The organism is Siminovitchia thermophila, from assembly GCF_016909185.1.
Taxonomy (GTDB): domain Bacteria; phylum Bacillota; class Bacilli; order Bacillales; family Bacillaceae_C; genus Siminovitchia; species Siminovitchia thermophila.
In genome coordinates, this window is the sequence record NZ_JAFBFH010000005.1 from 21931 (window position 1) to 43248 (window position 21318).

Genomic DNA, 21318 nt, shown 5'->3' on the forward strand with positions numbered 1-21318 from the left:
CCTTTTCAATCCTTCATCCAGTTATATGATATTTGGCACAAAGTGCTTGACGCATCATTAACCGACAGCTGCTTTGGGTATATTTACGATACCGAAGTGGCCAATAAAGCTCATCAAGCAGGAGTCGGTGCCAATATTCAAGTTAGGCTGGGAGGAAAGACAGATCACCTCCATGGAAAGCCATTAGAAATAAATGCTTATGTGAAAACACTCACTGACAGTGTATTTTACCAATCATCCCCTATGTGGAAGGGAATGAAAAACAACCTTGGCAAATCAGCTCGATTAGTTGTTGAGGGGCTTGATATCATCGTTTGTTCGTCAAATCCCAAGTTTTAGACGAACAAAACTTTTTACTTCATGGGATAGACATAGCGAATTATAATCTTGTTGCATTTAAGTCAAGCCAGCATTTCAGAGCCGCTTTTGAACCAATAGCCCGCGAAATCATCACATTAGATTCACCCGGATTAACAACACTCGATTTCACGATCTTTGATTATAAAAAACTGAAACGGCCGCTATACCCGCTAGATCATTTTGAAAGAAGCCCAAAGCCGAAAACGGCACAAGTATGAGATCGAACCTGGTCGCCTGATAAAAAAATACATGACGGGCGACCGAACGACTTGCTTTACGAAGGGAGATGTTCCGTGGTCAGTGGACATGACCAGCGGTCGTCTCCTTTCAATTTTTCGTGCAAGCATGAAAAAAAGATGATGCTCTTCAACAAAAACAGACGCTGTCCTTTTAGAAGCCATCAGTTTTTCATATGGACATCTCCCTATTGTTTTACAACGAACGGATCATTTATTGTTTTACATCAACTAGCTGAAACCGTTCGCACACTAGCAGCATATCGTCTGAAAACTCAAGCCCCATTCGGCTTAATTCTTCTGAAAAATATTTGACATGGGTATGCTTCCAATATGCATATGTCCCGTCCCCCTCACCTTCCGCGGCAGCGAAATCTTCGGGAACATTTTTTATCGGCATGATGTCAACTTCAACTGTCTGAATGATGGCCACCGGCTCATCACGACTGTTGAGAATAATGCTGTAATCACCAACAGATGGTACCGGTTCATTTTCAAACTCATAAGAAACAAAGCTTGAACAAGTTGCGGTTTTTACGCCATCTATGACCAGCTGGGCCAGGTGGTCCGCATCAGCCCCAAATTGCCAGGCGCTGACAGATGCGGGCTTCTCCTGTCCCTTCCAATAATCATTCCAATATGTTTTGGCAGCTTGGTTCATCGTTTTTTCTCCTTTGCTTTTATTATGTACCTAAGACTAGTATACAAGGAAATAAACGGTTGACAGAACATTTTCTTCAATCTTGTTTTCACAAGTATTGTGTTATGCAGGGGCGCTATTCAACCCTCAAAACACTCTATTTAAATAAAGTGCTTCCGTTTTGTCGTTGTTTGATAAAGTAACCAGCATTTTCAGTATTCGGCTATTTTCGCCCTTGCCGCCATAGGTTTTCTTTTTCCCCTTCGGAGATATTGAACAATAAAGAATCGTTTTTTGTTCATTCATACCAAAAAAGGAGAAGCTATTGGATGGTTTTTTGTTTGTTCATATATTCAAAATGTTTAAAAATTTTGTTAAGATCAAATAAAGTAATGAAAAGAGTCTGACAACTGCATACGCCTTGCATCTAATGAAATAGCTGACATTCTCCATGATGGAAAAAATGTAACAAGGAGGAATGAAGTTGATTAAAGTACCGAACGGGGAAGAAATTTTCGTAATTGATGCTCATATCGCTTTATGGGACGCAAGGAAAGAAAATCGATTAAACATCCATGGGGAGCAATTCATTAATTGCTTCTATGATTATCACAAAAACTTGAGCCCAAAAGAATTCTTGTGGTCAAGGGAAGAATTCGACACATATTCCCCGGAAAAGTTGGTAGAAGATGTATTTGTTAGAGGGTATGCGGACATGGCCATTTTCCAGCCGGTTTTATTAAGCGAGTTTTATAAGAATGGTTTTGGCGATTACGATGTGAATGAAGAGTTATCCAGGCAGTTCCCGGGCCGTTTCATTTGTAATGGAGGCTTTGATCCTCGGCATGGGGACAGGGGGTTAAAGGAGTTGGAAGAAAATAAGGAAAAGTATGGTTGGCAAGGAGTAAAATTATATACAGCAGATTGGTATGGAAATTCCAAGGGATACAAGCTTTCAGATGATTGGTCCAAAAGATACTTGGAAAAATGTCAAGAGATGGGAATTAAAAATATCCATATCCATAAAGGACCAACCATCACCCCGCTGCACCGTGATGCCTTTGACGTGGCAGATGTGGACGATGCGGCAAGCTGTTTCCCTGAATTGAACTTTATCGTAGAACACGTCGGGCTTCCCAGATTGGATGATTTTTGCTGGATTGCTACACAAGAAAAAAATGTTTATGCCGGATTGTCTGTTGCCATTGCTTTAATTCACACACGACCGCGGTATTTTGCTGAAATAATTAGCGAACTATTGTATTGGCTTGATGAAGATCGGATTATCTTCGGAAGTGACTATGCCATTTGGGAACCAAAATGGCTCATTGAAAAGTTCTTGGAATTAGAGCTTCCGGAAGATATTCAAGAAGAGACTGGTGTTACGTTTGATCTTGATGTGAAAAAGAAAATTTTAGCTGAAAATGTTGCAAGATTATATAACATTAATATTAAAGAACAAAAGGAAAAATTAAAAAACAGCCCATTGCCAGTACAGATGGTTTGATGAGTTCTTGTATTTTGCACAACGAATGGTTTGGGAGGGGTTGCATAGCGATGACAAAAGAGGAAGAAGTTTACCAAATGCTTGAAAAAGTATATGATCCCGAACTGGACGAGCCACTCACCGACTTGAATTTCATCGACCGCGTTGAAATAAACGGCCCATCCGTTCATGTTGTTTTCCGCTTGCCCACTTATTGGTGCTCTCCAAATTTTGCCTATATCATGGCTGAAGATATAAGAAAATATGTTTCAGAACTCGATTGGGTGACAACTGTACAAGTTAGTTTGCTGGACCATTGTGCTTCAGACGAAATAAATAAAGGTGTGACAAATCGGTGCTCATTCAATGAGGTTTTTAGTGGATTATCTGACGGGGATCTCGAGGATTTGCGCCGGACATTCGATATTAAGGCCTATTACGCCAGGCAGGAAAAGCTGTTAAAGCATCTTCTTAACAGGGGAATGACTGAGGAAGAGATAATAGGTCTGTCCATTCAAACATTAAAAAATTTACCATTGTCAGAGAAAGGCAGGCTGCTTCGAAATAAGTATTTGGAAAAAAAGAAGGCATTACATCACTCCAGCCTCCTAGCTGTTACAACTCCGGAGGAAGAGCCGTTAACGAAAAAAGTGTTTAAGGATTATCTGCGAGGGGCTAAAAGAACACGTATGAGCATGGAATTTAATGCTCACTATTGCCGGGGATTGTTGGAGGAGAGATACAATTTGCCTCCTTCCGAAGAAGTCGACTTGGTTAAGGAATAAACGGATCTTTATCTGATCCGGTTCATTAAAAAATAAAAAAGGAATGGTGAGAAGAATGAGCAAAAAGGTATTGATCCTTACTGGAGATGCTGTAGAGGCTTTAGAAGTATTTTATCCTTATTATCGCTGTATTGAAGAAAACATTGACTGTACAATCGCTTCTCCCACAAAGAAAAAGCTTCAGACAGTTATCCATGATTTCCTTCCCGAGATGGAGACATTTACTGAAAAGTGGGGATATAAGATCGAATCCCATGCTTCTGTAGATGAGATTGATCCAAATGATTATGACGGTCTTATCATACCGGGCGGACGTGCTCCGGAATATATTCGAATGAACCCGAAGGTTCAGGAAATAACGGCTCATTTCTTACAAGAAAAAAAGCCTGTTGGGGTCATCTGTCATGGCCAGCTCGTCTTAACGACAGTCAGGGAGTATATTAAGGACAGAGAGATGACGGCATACTCAGCCTGCAGGCCGGAAGTGGAGGCATCGGGGGCCATCTATATGGAAAAGATGCTGCATGTGGACGGTAATATAGTTTCAGGACATGCCTGGCCGGACTTGCCAGGTTTCATGAGAGAATTTTTTAAGCTATTGAAAGCGAAAAAAGAAATCTCTGTTTAAGGCTTGACAAGGATCGAGGAAACTCGGTCCTCATTACTTTTATTCCGCATCTAAGGTGCCATCTACACCATTTCAAGACCTGAGTTGATACAAAAAGTCCAAGTGGGAGAAAACGGCACCTAAATGCCCGATTCGTTCAACTAACATTCAGTAGGAGATGGAAGAAAACGCCTACTGAATGAAGTTTCACTTTATGATGGTCAGAAATTCGGATTTAACAGCATCGAGGCGATATATAATATCACAACTCCTTCCGTTGTTTTGGGATTAATTCCTATAAGTTCCTCAATCTTATTTAAACGGTAATGCAGAGTGTTGATGTGTATGTTCATCGCTTCGGCTGTATTTTTAATGGACTGATTATTTTTTATATATTGTTGCAGGGTATAAATTAAATGCTTTTCCTCTTTCATTTTGTAAATGGTTTGTTTTAAAAATTCGGTTTGTATTTCTGCTGATATATCTTCTAGTATGATTTCAAGAATTAAATCATCGTAAAATACGATGCCCTTGCTTTTTTGAGCAACTTTTAACGCTTTTTGGGCCTCTTTATATGTTTTCTTGATATGATGTTTGCATATATTTTTACCAACACCGATGGACAAGGATTGAAGGTGTCTTCGCTCGAAAGAGTCTTTAAACCTTTTTAATTGATAGTGGAATGCGCTTTTACTATAGGCAGGACCGGCTTTTTTCAAAACTAGAAAATTTTCTTGTCCCCAGCGGATTATAAAGGAATTATTTTCACCAAAGATGGAATGAAACAGTACAATGACATCTTTTTGCAATTTGCTCATTTCATAGTTGGATACCTTTTTGATATCCAAATGTATGAGGGCGCAAATAAGCGGGGAAGCAACCGGAATTCCCAGCATCATGCCGTTTTCCAAAAACTCATTATCAATGGAGACGACGTTCAACCATTCATGAATATAGGATTCGATACCTCTTATTTCCCATTCATGTCTTTCGGTATAAAAAGCTTCTTGTATGATAAGCTCTGTCATTCTTCTAATTAACTCAGCATATGGCTCCACTTTTTTTGGATTGCCGGTAATGCCGACAACGCCAATCACTTGATGGTTAAACATAATGGGCATATTGATACCGGCTTTTACCCCCTTCAAGGTCATCGCCTTTTCTTTATCGATATAGAGCTTTTTCTTTGTGTTAATGACGATCTCGGCACCTTCGTGAAAAGAACCGACTCTGCTTTTTTCTGTAGACGATATAATGAATCCGTTTATACCCATTAGTATAATATCCTCTTTCATGACTTGGCGTACTTCAGAAGTGATTCTGGAAGCCAGTTTTGGTGATAATTCCACTTGTATTCACTCCTTTGGATAAACACACAAGAAAAAGCGTATGATTTGCCTTTTAATTATATCATCATACATAGATTGCGAGAAGAATATCTTCTATAATATATTGAAAATTAAAAAACAGGGGGCTTGTCATGCTTACCTCTCAGATAAAGGAACACTTGATCAATATAACGGGGGCGGAGAACTTTGTCGATTCCCAAGTTGAAAGACTCGTATATTCATATGACGCTACACCAGACTACCAATCAATGCCCGATGCTGTTGTGTCGCCAAGGAGTTCGGAAGAAGTGGCTAAAATACTAGCTTTATGCAATGAATACAAAATCCCCGTCATCCCCAGAGGATCAGGAACAAATCTATGCGCCGGTACTTGTCCTGTTAAGGGAGGCATCGTCATCCTTTTCAATCATATGAATCAGATTTTGGAGATTGATGAGGAAAACTTGACAGTCACCTGCCAGCCGGGGGTCATTACTTTGGATCTGATACGGGAGGTGGAAAAAAAAGGACTATTCTATCCGCCTGACCCTAGCTCCATGAAAATATCAACCATTGGAGGAAATTTGAATGAAAATTCCGGGGGATTAAGAGGCCTTAAATATGGTGTCACCAGGGACTATGTGTTGGGGCTGGAGGTTGCTCTTCCAAACGGTGAAATTGTCCGAACAGGCGGCAAGCTTGCCAAAGATGTTGCCGGCTATGATTTGACAAGATTGTTTATTGGTTCGGAAGGGACATTAGGGATTATAACTGAAGCTACCTTAAAGCTTATTCCAATTCCTAAAACGAAAAAGACCATGCTTGTCCATTACCAAGATTTAGAAGATGCGGCACGGTCCGTTTCGAAAATTATCGCAAACAAAGTGATACCGGCAACTTTGGAGTTTTTGGATCAACCTACATTAAAAGTGGTGGAGGATTATTCACGAATCGGTCTTCCGACAGACGTAAAATGCGTATTGCTGATTGAACAGGACGGGGAAGGACACAGTGTTGAAAAAGATATGATAAAAATAGAGGAAATATGTAAAAGTGAGAATGCATATTCCATTCAAATCGCCCAAACAGAAAATGAAGCTGAAGCCTTACGGACGGCCAGAAGAAATGCCTTATCCGCACTCGCAAGAATGAAGCCAACGACCATATTGGAGGACGCGACTGTTCCGCGGTCGGAAATAGCTAAAATGGTGATGGCCATTAATGAAATAGCCAATAAGCATCAAATAAACATATGTACTTTTGGTCATGCCGGGGATGGAAATCTGCATCCAACTTGTCCGACAGATGTACGGGACAAGGATGAAATGCAAAGGGTGGAAAATGCGTTCGATGAAATATTTGATAAAGCGATTGAGTTGGGCGGGACAATTACTGGAGAACACGGAGTAGGGATTGTGAAGGCTCCTTATTTGGAATGGAAGCTTGGCGAATCAGGCGTCAATGTAATGAAATCGATCAAAGATGCCTTGGATCCCAATCATATTATGAATCCCGGTAAAATGTTTGCAAAAGATACTCGAAAACGGGTGGTAGTATCGAGATGACGACAATGACGGAAATGGAAAATATTCAAAAGGGTTTTCAAGAGCGAATGGACGAGAAAGAGCTGCTCAACTGTATGAGATGCGGCTTTTGTTTGCCATCTTGCCCAACATATATTGTTTCAGGATATAAGGAAAGCCAATCGCCAAGAGGAAGAATCGCCTTAATGAAGGCGGTTTACGATGGTTTAATAGAACCGGATGATGAATTTGAAAGATCTTTGAATCTGTGTTTAGGATGCAGAGCTTGTGAACCCGTATGTCCAGCGGGGGTGAACTATGGATTTTTATTGGAGGAAGCTCGAGACATCATCAACCAAAATAAAAAGCGTTCCCTGTCAAGCCAACTCGTTCATCAAGCGGTTTTCAAACACCTTTTTCCGAACCAGAACAACATAGAAAATATCACAAGTCTCATTGGATTTTATCAACGCTCCGGCCTGCAAAAAGCGGTTCGTAAAATTGGCTTTTTACACCTTTTTCCCAACCATTTAAGAGAAATGGAAAGAGTACTGCCTGAAGTTCCAAAGAAAACAAACATGACAAAGCGCATAACGCGAGTAAAGCCTGACAGTATAAAAAAAGCAACAGTCGCGTTTTTTACCGGCTGCCTAATGGATACAGTTTTTCGGGAAACAAATGATGCGACAATCAAGCTATTGCAAAAAGCAGGGTGTGAAGTCGTTATCCCTCAGACACAAGTATGCTGCGGGGCGTTGCACGGACATAGCGGCGAAAAAGAGCTGGCGAAAAAAATGGCCAAACAGAACATTGAAGCTTTTGAAAAAGAGCATGTTGATTATATCGTTACCAATGCCGGAGGTTGCGGTGCTTTCTTGTCCGATTATGACCACTTGCTAAAAGATGAACCTGGCTGGGAAGGACGGGTAAAAGAAGTCGCGAAAAAGATCAAAGACATATCAAGCGTCCTTTATGAAGTTTCTTTTCATAAAGAAAACCGTCTGGTTTTAGATGAACAGATCATCACTTTTCAGGATTCCTGCCATTTACGGAATGTCATGCATGTCAATGAAGCGCCCCGGAAATTATTGAAATCCATCAAGGGGGCCAAGTTCTGTGAAATGGAAAATGCTGATAGCTGTTGCGGATCAGCCGGCATCTATAACATTGTAGAACCCGAATCATCAATGAATATTCTTAATCAAAAAATGACTGTTATAAAAGAGACGAATGCAACAACCATTGTAACGGCCAATCCAGGCTGTCTACTGCAAATGAAGCTTGGAATAGAAAGAGAGAACCTGCGCGGAGTTCGGGCAGTTCATATAGTGGATTTACTACAGGAAGCCTTGATGTAAATGAAAAACCGAGTTGAAGAAGTCCCCCGGCTGAAGCCGGGGGTATAGATATCAAACAAAAGGGGAGTGGAGTATCGTTTCCTCTTACTTTTGATAATGTCCTGGACCCGCTTTTTTGATCGGACACCACGGGCAGTTTTGGCCAGTTTTTTATTATCGCCGTTATATTCTTTCGTTTCGGAATTGAGATAAGGAAATGTTTTGTAATCCCCGTGTTGCCCATATTTTTAAGCCCCTTTTTACCAATGTTTTATCTGATTGGTCACCCGTTTTTTCAGACTCTAACTCTATTTGCTTTTCCAACTGGTTTATGTGCCGCGCCTTCCGTACAAAAGGACAAGCAGGAGCAGTCCAAGAGAAAGATCATCTTCTTCATTAGGGAACGCTCCGGGAAGCCAAATCAAACTTTTCAACAGGGGAACATCGGGAAAATTCAGCTCATTCTACTTGGTTTGGTGAAAGAGGTGACTACATTTGGAAAAAATGTCCCTTACTCCGTCTCTTCTTCATTTTTTTCCGACAAGACTTACTTACTGTTTTGGTGAATTTGCTTGCTTATTCGTATCGTTTCCTTTACCTATTTTTGGAAGGATACTTTTTCATCGCTCACAAGGACCTGTCTGTAGGCCAAATACCTTATTAACAAGATCTTCAAGGTTTCGAAAAAATAGGCTTTTTTCACCTGGATTAGGAAAATGCATCGTCCAGAAACTTGCTATTTTATGATTTGTCTGGTATTCTAGAGAAGAGTTATTTTTGCTCTCTCAGATTTTGTTTTTCGTCTAAGGTATTAGAGCAAGGATAGTAACATATGTGCGAACAAGCGCACCAGGAGGAAATGTTTTGGAACAAGGTAAAGTTAAGTGGTTTAATGCAGAGAAAGGTTTCGGTTTCATCGAAAGAGAAGAAGGAGACGATGTATTCGTACATTTCTCAGCTATCCAAAGTGAAGGGTTCAAATCTTTAGACGAGGGTCAAAGTGTCACTTTTGAAGTTGAACAAGGCCAGCGCGGCCCACAAGCTACAAACGTACAAAAAGTTTATTAAAAGGTTGGAAACAGGCCACTACTTGGGGCCTGTTTTTTTTTGTCCACCCGGTTCGGGCTATAAACTTGTTGATGAAAGTTGGCTGCAGGCTGGGCATTTCGACTACTCCCCAAGCCCCTCCGCGATCCCTAGTAAAATAATTCCCAGCATGACAATGGCGATCATGACATAATGACGCTTGCTCAACACCTCATTGAGAAACATCCGCGATAAAACCACCGAGAATATGCCATGGGCTGCAATCAGCGGGGCGGCGATGATGGCATTGCCTGCCAGCGCGAAAACATAGAAGAATTGTCCGATTGTTTCTAAGATGGCAGCAAATCCTTTATCATGCTCTTTAAGTATCACAAATGGCTCTTTTTTAATAATTTTGACATATAAATAGGAAAGTAGGCCGACAATAAAGAATGTGAATTCATAGGCAAGTAAAGCCGAATCTTCACTGATCAGTTTTAATTCATCCAAATACATGCCATCTACGAATGTGCCTAAGCCATCGAAAATACTGTAGAGAATAGGGAAAGTGATGGCCAATATACCGATTTGGTATTTTTTTGGGATGACCGCATTGCTGGCCCGCAAGCTTTCTATTTCACCCTGTTTTTCCAAAATTGCCAGTCCGATCACTCCGGCTGTTACGGTGACGATTCCAAGAATGTTGATTAAGCTCATTTCCCGTGGAAAGAAAATAAATAATAAAATTGCGCTGACAGCTCCTGAAGAGTTTTGCACAGGTGCGGCAATAGACAATTCAATATATCTCAATCCGACGTACCCGATTGTCATCGACAAAATATACAGTGCCGAAACCGGAAAATACCGAATCATATCAAAAGGGTCAAAGGCGATCCCTTTGATTAGCATATAGGAAACAGCATGAATCCCCATGACAAAACCAACCATCGTAACAATTTTAAGATGACTGTATTTGTCGCTGCTATCGGAACCTTTTTTATAATACAGATTTGCGGCGCCCCAAGAAATGGCTGTTAAGATAGAAAAAATAAACCACATGTCGTTCGTCCCTCTTTATTTTCGTAAAAACCTCTTCTATATTATCATAAAGTCAGCCACGCACAACCCCCAAAATATGTTGATGGGAAAAGAGGGTTGTGACGTTGATAAGACAGTTACATACTGTATTTAAAAATAAAAATCCGAAGTTTACTCAGTAACCTTCGGATTTTTGTTTGGGCTTCTGTCTACTCCGTTTTAAATGTTTGAATAAACTGGCTTAGTAATTTTCGTTGCATCGGTGTCAGAGCATTCATGGTTTCAATAAACTCTTTATATTCTGCGGTTTGTTCGTTTGCGCTATCAGAAAAAAATTCTGAAAGACTAATGTTTAATACCTTACAAATTCTTTCAAGGGCATCTAGGGATGGTTTACTGACACCTTTTTCTATTTTAGAGATTTGGGAAGGGTCTAGGTTTGTCTTTTCTGCGAGCAGGCGTCCGGACATATTCGCTTGTTCTCGGAGACTTTTTATACGTTTTCCTACGTTAATCATGATATTCACCAACTTGGATGGAATTTTATTCAATGAACGCAAAACAAACTGGAAATTCATTAAAACTTTCCGTTGACATATTGAATTTAATTCAATATAATATGACGTAACATGAATTAAAGGGCTATTAAAAGAGAGGGGTGTAAAAACGGCTCAAAACGTGTATACATCAATATGAAACATACATAGTCGTCAAGTGACTCATCCGTTATTATTTGAATATTGCAAACAAAAATAACTAACCGCTTTGAATTTCAAACTATTTTTTATGATGTATTACATCATAAGTAGATTGTACCAACAAATAGGAAGGTCAACAAGAACAACTCAAACTATAAAGGTGATGTACTTGTCAAGATTTCAGATTAAACAATTAAGAGAAGAAAAAAATATGACCCAAGCTAAATTAGCCGAGATTATCAATATTCGCCAGGAATCTCTTAGCAGAATTGAATTGGGGCGAATTAATCCATCGATTGCAACCCTTGAAAAAATTTCTGATGTCTTGGAAGTACCGATTAGTCGGCTGTTTAAGAAAAATTGAGCCGTAAAATTGTTGTACATGTATCATTGTGATTTTTTAAAGAGTATTTCTCTTATATTTTTCATATTTCAATAATAATATCCCTGACCCGGCTTTGCTCGTTGAAGCTGTAGTCGTTTTCTTTTTGATCACCTTACACTAGGGGCAGTCATTCTGGGGACAGATGCTGCCCCGTAGGATGTAGAAAAGTTAGAATGGAGCGGGTTTGGACCTGCCTTCGTTCCGTATTTAATTAACCATCGGGTGTATAAAAGAGATTTGAAGATCCCTGGTTAAGGAGCTATTGGTTTTGAAAGCGCTCTTAATGCATTGACCCAGCCATTTCGTCATCTTGGCTTTCAAAATACTTCCATTATCATTGTGTTTTTCTTTGAAATTCTTGCCGCCAGGAGATAGAGGGGCATGGTCGATCATGGGCCCCCTCTCATTCTATTGTTCGCAGTTCAGTTATAGTATTGGCTTCGGGACATGGATGATGAATCGTTATGTACGGATATTACAGAAGCGATTATGTTCCATCAAAAGTGAGGAATACGAAATTGTAATGTCACGATTGATCGGGATTCCGGCACCGGAGGACAATGTGAACGTGATAACCCCATGAGATAAAAGGAAAAACATTACATTGCCATTTGAGAAAAGAGGGGAATACGTATGAAGAGAAGTAATGTTCTAGTATTGGTTATGCTTTTGGTTATTTCTTTATTTGGCTGTTCGCCTGGAAAAGATGCAACTACCAAACAGTCTGACAACGGCGGAAAAGTAACAGGAGGGGAGCTGCAGGTTGCTTATAATGCTCAGCCGCCGACCATGGATCCGTTATTAACCTCTGCTGTCGCAACAAGAGATATTACAAGACATATTTTTGAGTCACTGGTTACTTTTAATCAAAAATTTGAAGTTGAACCAATGCTGGCTGAGTCATATGAGGTGAGTGATGATGGAAAAACGATCACGTTTCAATTAAGAAAAGGCATAAAGTTCCACAATGGGGATGAGATGACTGTTGAAGACGTAGTTTCTTCCATGAATCGTTGGAAAGATACGACCCCGATGGGAAAAGCTTATTTCTCAAAGGCAACTTTTAAAGAAAGCGGCGAAAACGCCGTCGTATTGGAAATGCCTGAACGGCTTTCAACAGCTCTTGCCATGCTCGCTGATCCGGGACAATCCGCGGTTATAGTGCCTAAGGAAGTCAATGAAGGGGCAACAGAGAAAGGTTTATCTGAATTTATTGGAACCGGCCCTTTTCAGTTTAAAGAATGGAAAACGGATCAATACATCCATTTGGAAAAATTTGAAGATTACCAATCATTAGAAAAGGAAAGTGGTGGCTTGGCTGGTAAAAAAGAAGCGCTCGTCGATGATATTTATTTTCAATTTATCACAGACGCTTCCACAAGATTGGCTGGCATCCAGACAGGAGAATATGATGTGGCCAATGCGATCCCATTTGATAATGGGGAACAGCTGGAAGCTAATGCGGATGTGACCATCTATGTTGATCACAATGGTTTCAATGGGATTGTATTTAATAAGAAGCAAGGCCTTTTTAAAAATGTAACTGCCCGTCAGGCAGTGAATGCGGCATTGGATTTGGAAGAAGTGCTTAAAGCTTCATTTACAAATGAAAATTACTATGAATTAGAACATGGGTTAATGATCAAGGATCAAGAAAGTTGGTATAGCGAAGCAGGTAAAGATCAATATAACCAAAATGATAAAGAAAAGGCGAAAAAAATCCTTAAAGATGCCGGATACAACGGTGAAGAAATTGTGATGTTGACGAGCAGAGATTATGAAGATCACTATAATGCCGCGGTTGTCGTTCAACAAGAACTTGAGAAGATTGGCATGAAGGTTAAGCTGGATGTTTATGATTGGCCAACTCTATTGGAAAAGCGAGAGGATCCAAATGCCTTTGATATTTTTGTGACAGGGTTTCCAACCGAGCAAATCCCGGCTAAGTATTCATTTTTAGATTCCGCCAAGGAATGGCCGGGATGGAGTGACAGTCCCGAGATTGATGAATTGCTAGATCAAATTAATAGGAGTGCTTCTCAAGAGGAAGCCAAGAAATACTTTGCTCAGCTTCAAGAAGAATTCTATCAATATTTGCCCATCATTAAATTTGGCAATAAAACGACCATTACTGCTACTCGTTCAAATATTGAAGGCATGGGTTTTTTACAAGGAATCATCTTATGGAATGTTGAGAAAAAATAGCCAGTATTCAGAGAGTGGTGAGACATTTGAAGGGATATATACTAAAGCGGTTGCTTTCGTTGATTCCTGTATTAATGATTGTTTCCGTTGTTGTTTTTCTTCTTATCCACATAACGCCTGGTGACCCTGCTGCTGTCATATTGGGTCCGGATGCAAGTCCCGCCGAGGTTGCCGAGCTTCGAGAGCAGCTCGGCCTTAACCTCCCGCTTTACGAACAATTTGCGAAGTGGTTGCTTGGAATTATACAAGGAGATCTTGGATATTCTTACTTCATGGATGAATCTGTCTTGCAAGCGTTCATGTTACATCTGGGACCGACTTTTTCTTTAGCTGTAATGGCACAGCTTTTTGCGGTCATACTTGCTATTCCTCTAGGGGTAATAGCTGCCAGAAAGCGAGGCACAATCATAGATCAGACGTTTATGGGTTTCTCCTTGATGGGGATTTCCGTACCCAGCTTTTTATTAGGATTATTTCTCATATTGTTTTTTGCTGTAAAGCTAAAAATACTTCCGGTTGCGGGATATAAACCAGTAAGTGATGGGCTGTTCCAGCATGTAAGATATTTACTATTGCCAACGATCGCTTTGGGATCTATGCAGGCGGCATTGATTGCCAGAATGACACGATCCACCATGTTAGATATTTTAAATGCGAATTATATCAAAACAGCCCGCTCAAAAGGAGTCAAAGAAATCATTATCGTTTATAAGCATGCGCTTAAAAATGCTTTTATCCCTATCTTAACCGTCATTGGCCAAACATTTGGCACTCTCATAGCAGGGGCAGCTGTAGTGGAGACGGTATTTAATATTCCGGGAATAGGACAGTTAATTGTTAATTCTGTGGAACGGCGCGATTTTGCGGTGATTCAGGGGTCTGTTCTACTCATAGCGATTAGTTATGTCGCCATTAATCTGGTCATTGATTTGCTTTACAGTGTGATTGATCCGCGTGTGCGATTAGCAAAGAAGTAGAAAGGAGGGACATCTCATGCATACATCAACTTTTAAAGATGAATTGGGATTGTCAAATGTGGCACAAAAAATGAAAAAAGAACGGCGGTATTTAATGGTTCGCCGTTTTTTATCAAATAAATTAGCCCTTACCGGAAGTATCATTATTATTCTTATACTCTTATTTACTATTATCGGTCCATTGATAACCCCACATGATCCTTATGATCTGCATGCGAAAAATCGGTTGCTTGCCCCCAGTTCGGAATATTTTTGGGGGACTGATAACTATGGCAGAGATCTTCTCAGCAGAGTGGCACATGGAGCAAAAGTGTCTATAGGAGTGGGGCTTTCAGTCTCTTTGATTACATCTATCCTTGGAATGATTATCGGGCTCTATGCTGCTTATTTCCATGCGCTGGATAACATTTTGATGAGAGTTTGTGATGGACTGATGGCTTTTCCGGCTATTTTACTGGCAATTGCTATCATGGCAGCCATGGGACCGAGGATTGAAAATGTCATTATTGCGTTAAGTATTGTCTTTACCCCTTATGTAGCACGAACGGTACGTTCGGCGGCTTTAGTCGTCAAGGAGCAAACATACATTGAAGCGCTACGGTCTCAAGGCGCTAGCTCTACCAGAATTATATGGTCTAACATGGCTCCCAATGTGATATCACCTTTGGTTGTCCAGGCTACTTTTATATTTGCCGACTCGATCATAACAGAAGCCGCATTAAGCTTTCTTGGGGCGGGAACTCCGGCGCCGGCCCCTAGCTGGGGTAACCTGCTATATGACGGTAAAATGGTCATTTACAATGCTTGGTGGATGACTGTCTTCCCGGGAGTAGCCATTATGCTGACCGTTTTGGGCCTAAACTTGTTTGGGGATGGCCTGCGCGACCTTTTGGACCCTCATCACAATAAAGCTGGAAAATCATAGGCAACGGAGGTGGAAACATGAGTGAAAAGCTATTAGAGGTTAAAGAGCTAAAAACCCATTTTCAAACTGAGTGGGGTACTGTTACAGCAGTAGACGGAGTCTCTTTTACCGTTTATGCCGGAGAAACGGTTGGAGTAGTGGGCGAGTCAGGGTGTGGAAAGAGTGTAACGGCAGAATCCATATTAAGACTCCTTAATGAAGCATCCACTCGGTATGAAGGTGAAATTCTATATATGGGAAAGAATTTACTAAACTTTTCTGTCAGAGAAATGCAGGATATTAGGGGTAACGATATTTCAATGGTTTTCCAAGATCCGATGAGTTCATTGAATCCCGTGTATACAGTGGGAAATCAGATTGTTGAAGCCATCCTCCTTCATCAAAACTGCGGTAAAAAAGAAGCATACACAAAAGCAATTGAAATGTTGCGGATCACGGGAATTCCTTCACCTGAAAAGAGAATTCACGAATATCCTCATGAGCTTTCCGGAGGTACAAGACAACGGGTAATGATTGCTTTGGCGCTTTCTTGCAAACCCCGGCTTCTCATAGCGGATGAACCAACGACAGCCCTTGATGTAACAACCCAAGCTCAAATTCTCGATTTAATCGATCGTTTGAAAAAGGAATATAACATGGGGACTGTGATGATTACGCATGACTTGGGTGTCGTAGCGGAGGTATGTTCAAGAGTCGTCATTATGTATTTGGGACAGGTGATTGAGGAAGCTGATGTCAAATCCATCTTTCGGCAACCGTATCATCCATACACCCGAGGTTTATTACAATCCATTCCGCACTTAAATGGAGAGCGAAAAAAGGAACTCTATGTCATCAAAGGCAAAGTCCCAACACTATACCAAGTTCCCAAGGGGTGTCGGTTTGCCCCGCGTTGCCAATTTGCCAGTGAGAAATGTAAGGAGCTTATGCCCAGGCTAGTAGAGGAGAAAGATGGCCGCAAGGTGAGGTGCTGGCATTACAAAGAAATCACTGAAAAAAGGGAGGATGTCTATGCCAACACAGCCAACTAAAGGAGCCAGTCCCCTCTTGCGGGTGAAGAACGTAAAAAAACACTTTCTTGTGACAAATTCTCTTGGGCGAGTAACTGGAAAAGTCAAAGCGGTAGACAATATTTCTTTTGAAGTAAGATCTGGGGAAACTTATGGCTTGGTGGGTGAATCCGGATGCGGGAAAAGTACGACAGGACGAACAATTATGCGTTTGATTGAACCAACTGATGGGGAGGCGATCTACAGAGATAAAAATATTTATCAATTGAAGGAAAAGGAGCTCCTTGAAATAAGACGGGCTATACAAATGGTATTCCAAGATCCTTATTCATCCTTAAATCCGCGTAAAAGGGTTGGTCATATTTTGGAAGAGACTTTGAAGATTCATCATATCGGAAATAAAAAAGAACGAATGGACCGAGTGATGAGCATGTTGAACGTAGTAGGCTTTCAGCCGGAACAATATTTTCGATATCCGCATGAATTTTCGGGAGGGCAAAGACAAAGAATTGGCTTGGCCAGAGCCTTAATGGTGAATCCCGAATTGATCATATGTGATGAGCCGGTTTCAGCTTTGGATGTATCCATTCAGTCTCAAGTACTAAACCTTTTGAACAAAATCCAAAGAGAATTCAATCTTTCATACTTATTTATTTCTCATGACTTAAGTGTTGTGCGTCATATATCTGATCGTATTGGGGTTATGTACTTAGGGAAAATAGTGGAAGAAGCGATAACTGACGAATTATATAAGAATCCACTTCATCCGTATACTCAGGCCCTCTTCTCAGCAGTACCGATAGCCAACCCGGAATTAAAAAGAGAGCGAATTACGTTAAAAGGAGAGGTTCCTTCACCCCTAAACCCTCCTGATGGATGCGTGTTTCATACTAGGTGTCCTTATGCCACCGAGACATGTAAACAGGAAATACCGATGAAAAAAATGGTTGCGCCCAATCATGCGGTTGCATGTCATTTATATAATTGAAGGAGGAAATTCAGATGAAAATCGAAAAAGTGGTATTAAGAAAACTGAAAATGGATTTAAAGTTCCCTTTTCAAACTAGTTTTGGAACATCAGAGGGTCGAGAGTTCCTCATTACGGAAGTATACGGCGAAAATCATATTGGATATGGAGAATGCGTGGTCGATACCAAACCTTTTTACAGTGAAGAAACGGTTCAAACTGCTTGGCACATGATGAAAGACTTTCTGATTCCGTTTTTATTTCAAAAAGAAGAAATTCTTCATCCAAATGAGGTGCGTGATATTTTCCGGCAAGTTCGTCGCCATAACATGGCTAAATCAGCACTGGAAGGCGCGATTTGGGATTTGTACGCCAAGGAACAGGGAAAGCCTCTTGCTGAAGTCATTGGTGGCGAGAAGAAACAAATATCCGTTGGAGTGAGTATCGGAATTCAGAAAACCAAGGAAGATTTGGTTGAAATTGTTGGAAAATATCTCGAGCAAGGTTTTCAAAAAATTAAAATAAAAATCAAGCCTGGAAAAGATATTGAAATGTTACAAGCTGTCCGAGACCAGTTTGGAGACATCCCCTTGATGGCCGATGCCAACTCTGCCTATACACTTGACGACATTCATCTTTTTAAACAAATGGACCCTCTTCATTTGATGATGTTTGAGCAACCGCTAGCCCATGACGATATCATTGATCACGCAAAGCTGCAGGAGGCGATTAAAACCCCGATTTGTCTTGATGAAAGCATCCATTCTGTTGAGGATGCGAGAAAAGCGATTGAACTGGGAAGCTGTAAAATCATCAATATTAAAATCGGTAGAGTCGGCGGTATTGCCGAAGCGATCAAGATTCACGATTTATGTAAAGAAAACCAAATTCCTGTATGGTGCGGGGGCATGTTGGAGTCCGGTATTGGCCGCGCCCATAATCTGGCCATTACAAGCTTGGATAACTTTACAATTCCTGGCGATACCGCACCATCCGCCCGCTATTGGGAAGAGGATATCATACAACCTGAAATTGAAATGAATGAGAATGGCGAAATTGAACTGTCAGCAAAGCCGGGTTTGGGATATGAAATCAATCAGGGCGCATTGGAACGATATACAGTTTCTACAGAAACGTTTCTTAAAAGCAAACTTCAAGCGGAAAAATAACATGAATGAGTTGAGAAAATATTGCGTCATAAACTGGGGGATTTAAGATGATTGAAACAATTAGTGTCGATGGGCTTGAGGCTGATTTATATAAAATCTTCGACTATTTACATGAAAATCCTGAAGTAAGTTGGAAGGAATTCAATACGACAAATTATGTTGTCAAAATATTTCAACAGGAGGGAGCAGATGTTATTACTACGTTTGAAGATAGTCCTGGTTTAGTTGCTGAGATAGGGGATGGTCCCATTACTGTTGGAATCCGTGCCGATATGGATGCTTTGTGGCAAGAAGTAGATGGAGTGTGGCGGGCAAACCACTCTTGTGGTCATGATGCTCATATGACTTTAGCTTTGGGTGTATTTTTAACTTTAAAAAAAATAAGGACTAGTCTACCGGGAAAGGTTAAGTTTATATTTCAGCCAAGTGAAGAAAAGGGAGATGGCGCCTTAGCAATGATAGAAAAAGGTGTTGTCGATGATGTTGATTATTTATACGGGGTTCATTTACGCCCTGAAACGGAAGTTGGGAACGGGAAAGCCACTCCCGCAATCATTCACGGGGCGGGGAGTTCTATTGCAGGTAAGATATCGGGAGAGGATGGCCATGGCGGTAGGCCGCATCTACAACCAAACGCCATTGAGGTTGGCGCGGATTTGGTTAATCATTTAAGGGGAATACGTCTTGACCCAATGGTACCTTATTCTGTAAAGATGACAAAGTTTCGTGCTGGAGGGAATAACAGTAACATTATACCAGGTTCCGCAGAGTTTAGCTTAGACCTTCGTGCTCAGACTAATCAAGTGATGACCCTGTTAAAAGACAAAGTAGAAAAGGTTTTAAGCGCCATTTCGAATTTGTATGGAGTAGAAATAAATTATAAGTATACATCCAGTGGGGTAGCTGCTAAAGTTGATGAAGAAGCAAAAGATATTATGGCGGAAGCCATTCAGCAATCCATTGGCGCGGAAAATGTATTGCCGCCGAGCTTAACGCCCGGCGGAGAGGATTTTCATTTTTATAGTGTTAAGCGCCCAAAAGTAAAAGCAACGATGCTTGGATTAGGATGTGGATTAACCCCTGGGTTGCATCATCCAAAAATGACATTTGATCGTAAGGCTTTAATAGCTGGTACAGAAATTTTAACGAGAGCCATTATGCTGACTTTTAAAAAGAACGGGTTCGATATGATGGACAAGTGCAAAGGACAAACCTTATATCAAAGGTGAAGTTGTTCACTTGGTGAAAAATGTGAAGTTAAGTTCCGGGCAGAGATAAAGCTGATTTTCCATTCGGTTGTTCCGTTCGGTCATGGGAAGCTCATAGGTATTATGATGAAATGGTGGTAGTTGTATTCATTTTGTTGGGGCACAGACAAAAGAAAAGTAGCGCTTTACGCAAAAAGGACTGTAATTGGAAGCCATCATCTCTTGTGTGTTGCTCAACATCAATTAAGTATGAATGAAACGGGAAGAAGGCGGGATTATGCAAGGAAGGCCTCTATTCATGGTGTTGTATGTACCTTGGTAAGCATATAACCATGATAGAGCGCCTTTTCTTTTTTCCAAAATGTTGCCGTACGCATGCAACCAAAGAATGCTATTTCTCAATTTCAAACACTCAAGTAGCTTTTTTAAAAAGGAATTTCGTCATTTATTTCGAAGAACCTTTCTGGTTCCTCCAAAAAATCACCCTTTCTGCTTATGTGACTCCACCAATGGATATTAGCCTATTTAACTTGGCTTGCCGTATTTAGTTTGGACTGCGCTTCAGTGCCTCCTACAGTGGAAAAATATGTTAATTTTTTGAAAAAAATACAATTTTTTTACTCGAAATTCATCGTTTGTGTGCTAAAATAGGTTCACAATGTTCGTTGTAGTAACAAGTGATGATGTAGCGAAGAACCTGAAATAAAATAGCTGTTTATCAAAATGAAGAGGTGATCATGATGGGAGCACTCAAACTAAACAATATTTTTGTAAACTTGCCAGTGAAAGATTTGAATCGGTCGGTTACTTTTTTTACTCACGTCGGCTTTGAATTCAATCCCCAGTTTACTGATGAAACGGCAACATGCATGATGATTGGCGACCATATATTTGCAATGCTGTTGGTGGAAGATAAATTTAAAACGTTTACCGATAAAGAAATTGTAGACGCGACGAAAAGTACGGAAGTGCTCCTAGCGTTAACTGCGGAGAGCAGGGACCATGTAGACGAGATTGTCAATAAAGCTTTGGCTGCCGGTGGCAAGCCCTCTAAAAAGCCTACGGACCATGGCTTTATGTACGAATGGGGATTCCAAGATTTGGACGGGCATACTTGGGAAATTTTCTATATGGATCCAAGTGCAATCAATCAGCAATCATGACATGTTGTTAAAAGGGACCTCAAATATAGGTGTCTCAAAAGAGAATATGGGGAGCGAAAATGATCGATTTTGATCCATCCTCTGCAATAGATAAAGAGCTTGTTTCGCGGGATGTTACAAGCTTTTTTCAAGATCACTTCCTATGACGTGGCGAAAGAGCTATTCCAGGATTTTCTTAGCTTACACCGGGGCAAAGCAGAGTACCCCTGACCAGCGAGAAACTTGGTAAAAACCTGCACCTCCAA

The 21318-nt window shown here is 40.7% G+C and carries 19 protein-coding genes and 1 pseudogene; 16 read left to right on the forward strand and 4 right to left on the reverse strand.

The genetic code is table 11. From position 1 onward, the window contains the following. Nucleotides 1-42: 42 nt before the first annotated feature. Nucleotides 43-578, forward strand: a pseudogene (locus JOC94_RS04895) (MlrC C-terminal domain-containing protein); the annotation flags it as partial. 232 nt (nt 579-810) lie between these two features. On the opposite strand, the gene JOC94_RS04900 reads toward JOC94_RS04895, so the two are convergent. Beyond that, nucleotides 811-1257 carry an ASCH domain-containing protein gene (locus JOC94_RS04900; protein WP_205178827.1) on the reverse strand — a complete coding sequence of 149 codons (447 nt, stop codon included), beginning with the start codon at nt 1255-1257 and terminating at the stop codon, nt 811-813. A gap of 463 nt (nt 1258-1720) precedes the next feature. On the opposite strand from JOC94_RS04900, the gene JOC94_RS04905 reads away from it, so the two are divergent. From JOC94_RS04905 to JOC94_RS04915, 3 genes are read left to right on the forward strand one after another with little or no spacing between them, the layout of a single operon-like run. Continuing rightward, nucleotides 1721-2743 carry an amidohydrolase family protein gene (locus tag JOC94_RS04905; protein WP_205178829.1) on the forward strand — a complete coding sequence of 341 codons (1023 nt, stop codon included), beginning with the start codon at nt 1721-1723 and terminating at the stop codon, nt 2741-2743. Nucleotides 2744-2793: 50 nt separating this feature from the next. Continuing rightward, entirely contained in the window at nt 2794-3507 is a 714-nt protein-coding gene (locus JOC94_RS04910; protein WP_205178831.1) for an iron-sulfur cluster assembly protein, read from the forward strand. Nucleotides 3508-3562: 55 nt separating this feature from the next. After that, nucleotides 3563-4135 (forward strand): DJ-1/PfpI family protein, encoded by a 573-nt coding sequence (locus tag JOC94_RS04915; RefSeq protein WP_077113734.1) that lies wholly within the window; start codon nt 3563-3565, stop codon nt 4133-4135. Nucleotides 4136-4335: 200 nt separating this feature from the next. Here JOC94_RS04915 and JOC94_RS04920 read toward each other — a convergent pair whose 3' ends face one another. Next, on the reverse strand, nt 4336-5463 hold the full coding sequence (locus tag JOC94_RS04920; RefSeq protein ID WP_077113735.1) for a CdaR family transcriptional regulator: 1128 nt from the start codon (nt 5461-5463) through the stop codon (nt 4336-4338). Nucleotides 5464-5594: 131 nt separating this feature from the next. On the opposite strand from JOC94_RS04920, the gene glcD reads away from it, so the two are divergent. The 3 genes from glcD to JOC94_RS04935 all read left to right on the forward strand — a co-directional run bounded on the left by glcD (nt 5595) and on the right by JOC94_RS04935 (nt 9370). Continuing rightward, nucleotides 5595-7007 (forward strand): glycolate oxidase subunit GlcD, encoded by a 1413-nt coding sequence (gene glcD / locus JOC94_RS04925; RefSeq protein ID WP_077113736.1) that lies wholly within the window; start codon nt 5595-5597, stop codon nt 7005-7007. Continuing rightward, nucleotides 7004-8323, forward strand: a complete 1320-nt coding sequence (locus tag JOC94_RS04930; RefSeq protein WP_077113737.1) for a (Fe-S)-binding protein — start codon at nt 7004-7006, stop codon at nt 8321-8323. The genes glcD and JOC94_RS04930 overlap by 4 nt, the downstream gene beginning before the upstream one ends. A gap of 843 nt (nt 8324-9166) precedes the next feature. Further along, nucleotides 9167-9370: a cold-shock protein gene (locus JOC94_RS04935; RefSeq protein ID WP_077113739.1), complete on the forward strand. Its 204-nt coding sequence runs from the start codon at nt 9167-9169 to the stop codon at nt 9368-9370. A gap of 102 nt (nt 9371-9472) precedes the next feature. Here the strand turns inward: JOC94_RS04935 and JOC94_RS04940 are convergent, their stop codons facing one another. Both JOC94_RS04940 and JOC94_RS04945 read right to left on the reverse strand, forming a co-directional pair. Beyond that, entirely contained in the window at nt 9473-10387 is a 915-nt protein-coding gene (locus JOC94_RS04940) for an EamA family transporter (protein WP_077113740.1), read from the reverse strand. 188 nt (nt 10388-10575) lie between these two features. Next, nucleotides 10576-10884: a helix-turn-helix domain-containing protein gene (locus tag JOC94_RS04945; RefSeq protein ID WP_205178833.1), complete on the reverse strand. Its 309-nt coding sequence runs from the start codon at nt 10882-10884 to the stop codon at nt 10576-10578. Nucleotides 10885-11227: 343 nt separating this feature from the next. Here JOC94_RS04945 and JOC94_RS04950 point away from each other — a divergent pair, with 343 nt between their 5' ends. From JOC94_RS04950 to JOC94_RS04990, 9 genes are all read left to right on the forward strand, one after another. Then, complete coding sequence (locus tag JOC94_RS04950; protein ID WP_083717709.1) at nt 11228-11428, forward strand: helix-turn-helix domain-containing protein; 201 nt, start codon at nt 11228-11230, stop codon at nt 11426-11428. Between the two features lie 654 nt (nt 11429-12082). Continuing rightward, the gene (locus JOC94_RS04955) at nt 12083-13654 is read left to right on the forward strand and encodes an ABC transporter substrate-binding protein (RefSeq protein ID WP_205178837.1); all 1572 of its coding nucleotides are present in this window, start codon (nt 12083-12085) and stop codon (nt 13652-13654) included. Nucleotides 13655-13680: 26 nt separating this feature from the next. Next, nucleotides 13681-14631, forward strand: coding sequence for an ABC transporter permease (locus JOC94_RS04960; RefSeq protein WP_077113744.1), 951 nt, complete (start codon nt 13681-13683; stop codon nt 14629-14631). Nucleotides 14632-14647: 16 nt separating this feature from the next. Next, nucleotides 14648-15556 (forward strand): ABC transporter permease, encoded by a 909-nt coding sequence (locus tag JOC94_RS04965; protein WP_077113745.1) that lies wholly within the window; start codon nt 14648-14650, stop codon nt 15554-15556. 17 nt (nt 15557-15573) lie between these two features. Next, nucleotides 15574-16587, forward strand: a complete 1014-nt coding sequence (locus JOC94_RS04970; protein ID WP_077113746.1) for an ABC transporter ATP-binding protein — start codon at nt 15574-15576, stop codon at nt 16585-16587. Continuing rightward, nucleotides 16568-17554 (forward strand): ABC transporter ATP-binding protein, encoded by a 987-nt coding sequence (locus JOC94_RS04975; RefSeq protein ID WP_139345715.1) that lies wholly within the window; start codon nt 16568-16570, stop codon nt 17552-17554. Before JOC94_RS04970 ends, JOC94_RS04975 begins: the two co-directional genes overlap by 20 nt. Before the next feature lie 14 nt (nt 17555-17568). Then, on the forward strand, nt 17569-18702 hold the full coding sequence (gene menC, locus JOC94_RS04980; protein WP_077113748.1) for an o-succinylbenzoate synthase: 1134 nt from the start codon (nt 17569-17571) through the stop codon (nt 18700-18702). Between the two features lie 47 nt (nt 18703-18749). Beyond that, a complete protein-coding gene (locus JOC94_RS04985) occupies nt 18750-19931 on the forward strand; it encodes a M20 peptidase aminoacylase family protein (RefSeq protein WP_077113749.1) in 1182 nt (393 codons plus the stop codon). A gap of 716 nt (nt 19932-20647) precedes the next feature. Beyond that, a complete protein-coding gene (locus JOC94_RS04990) occupies nt 20648-21073 on the forward strand; it encodes a VOC family protein (protein WP_236016980.1) in 426 nt (141 codons plus the stop codon). The last annotated feature ends 245 nt before the right edge of the window (nt 21074-21318 follow it).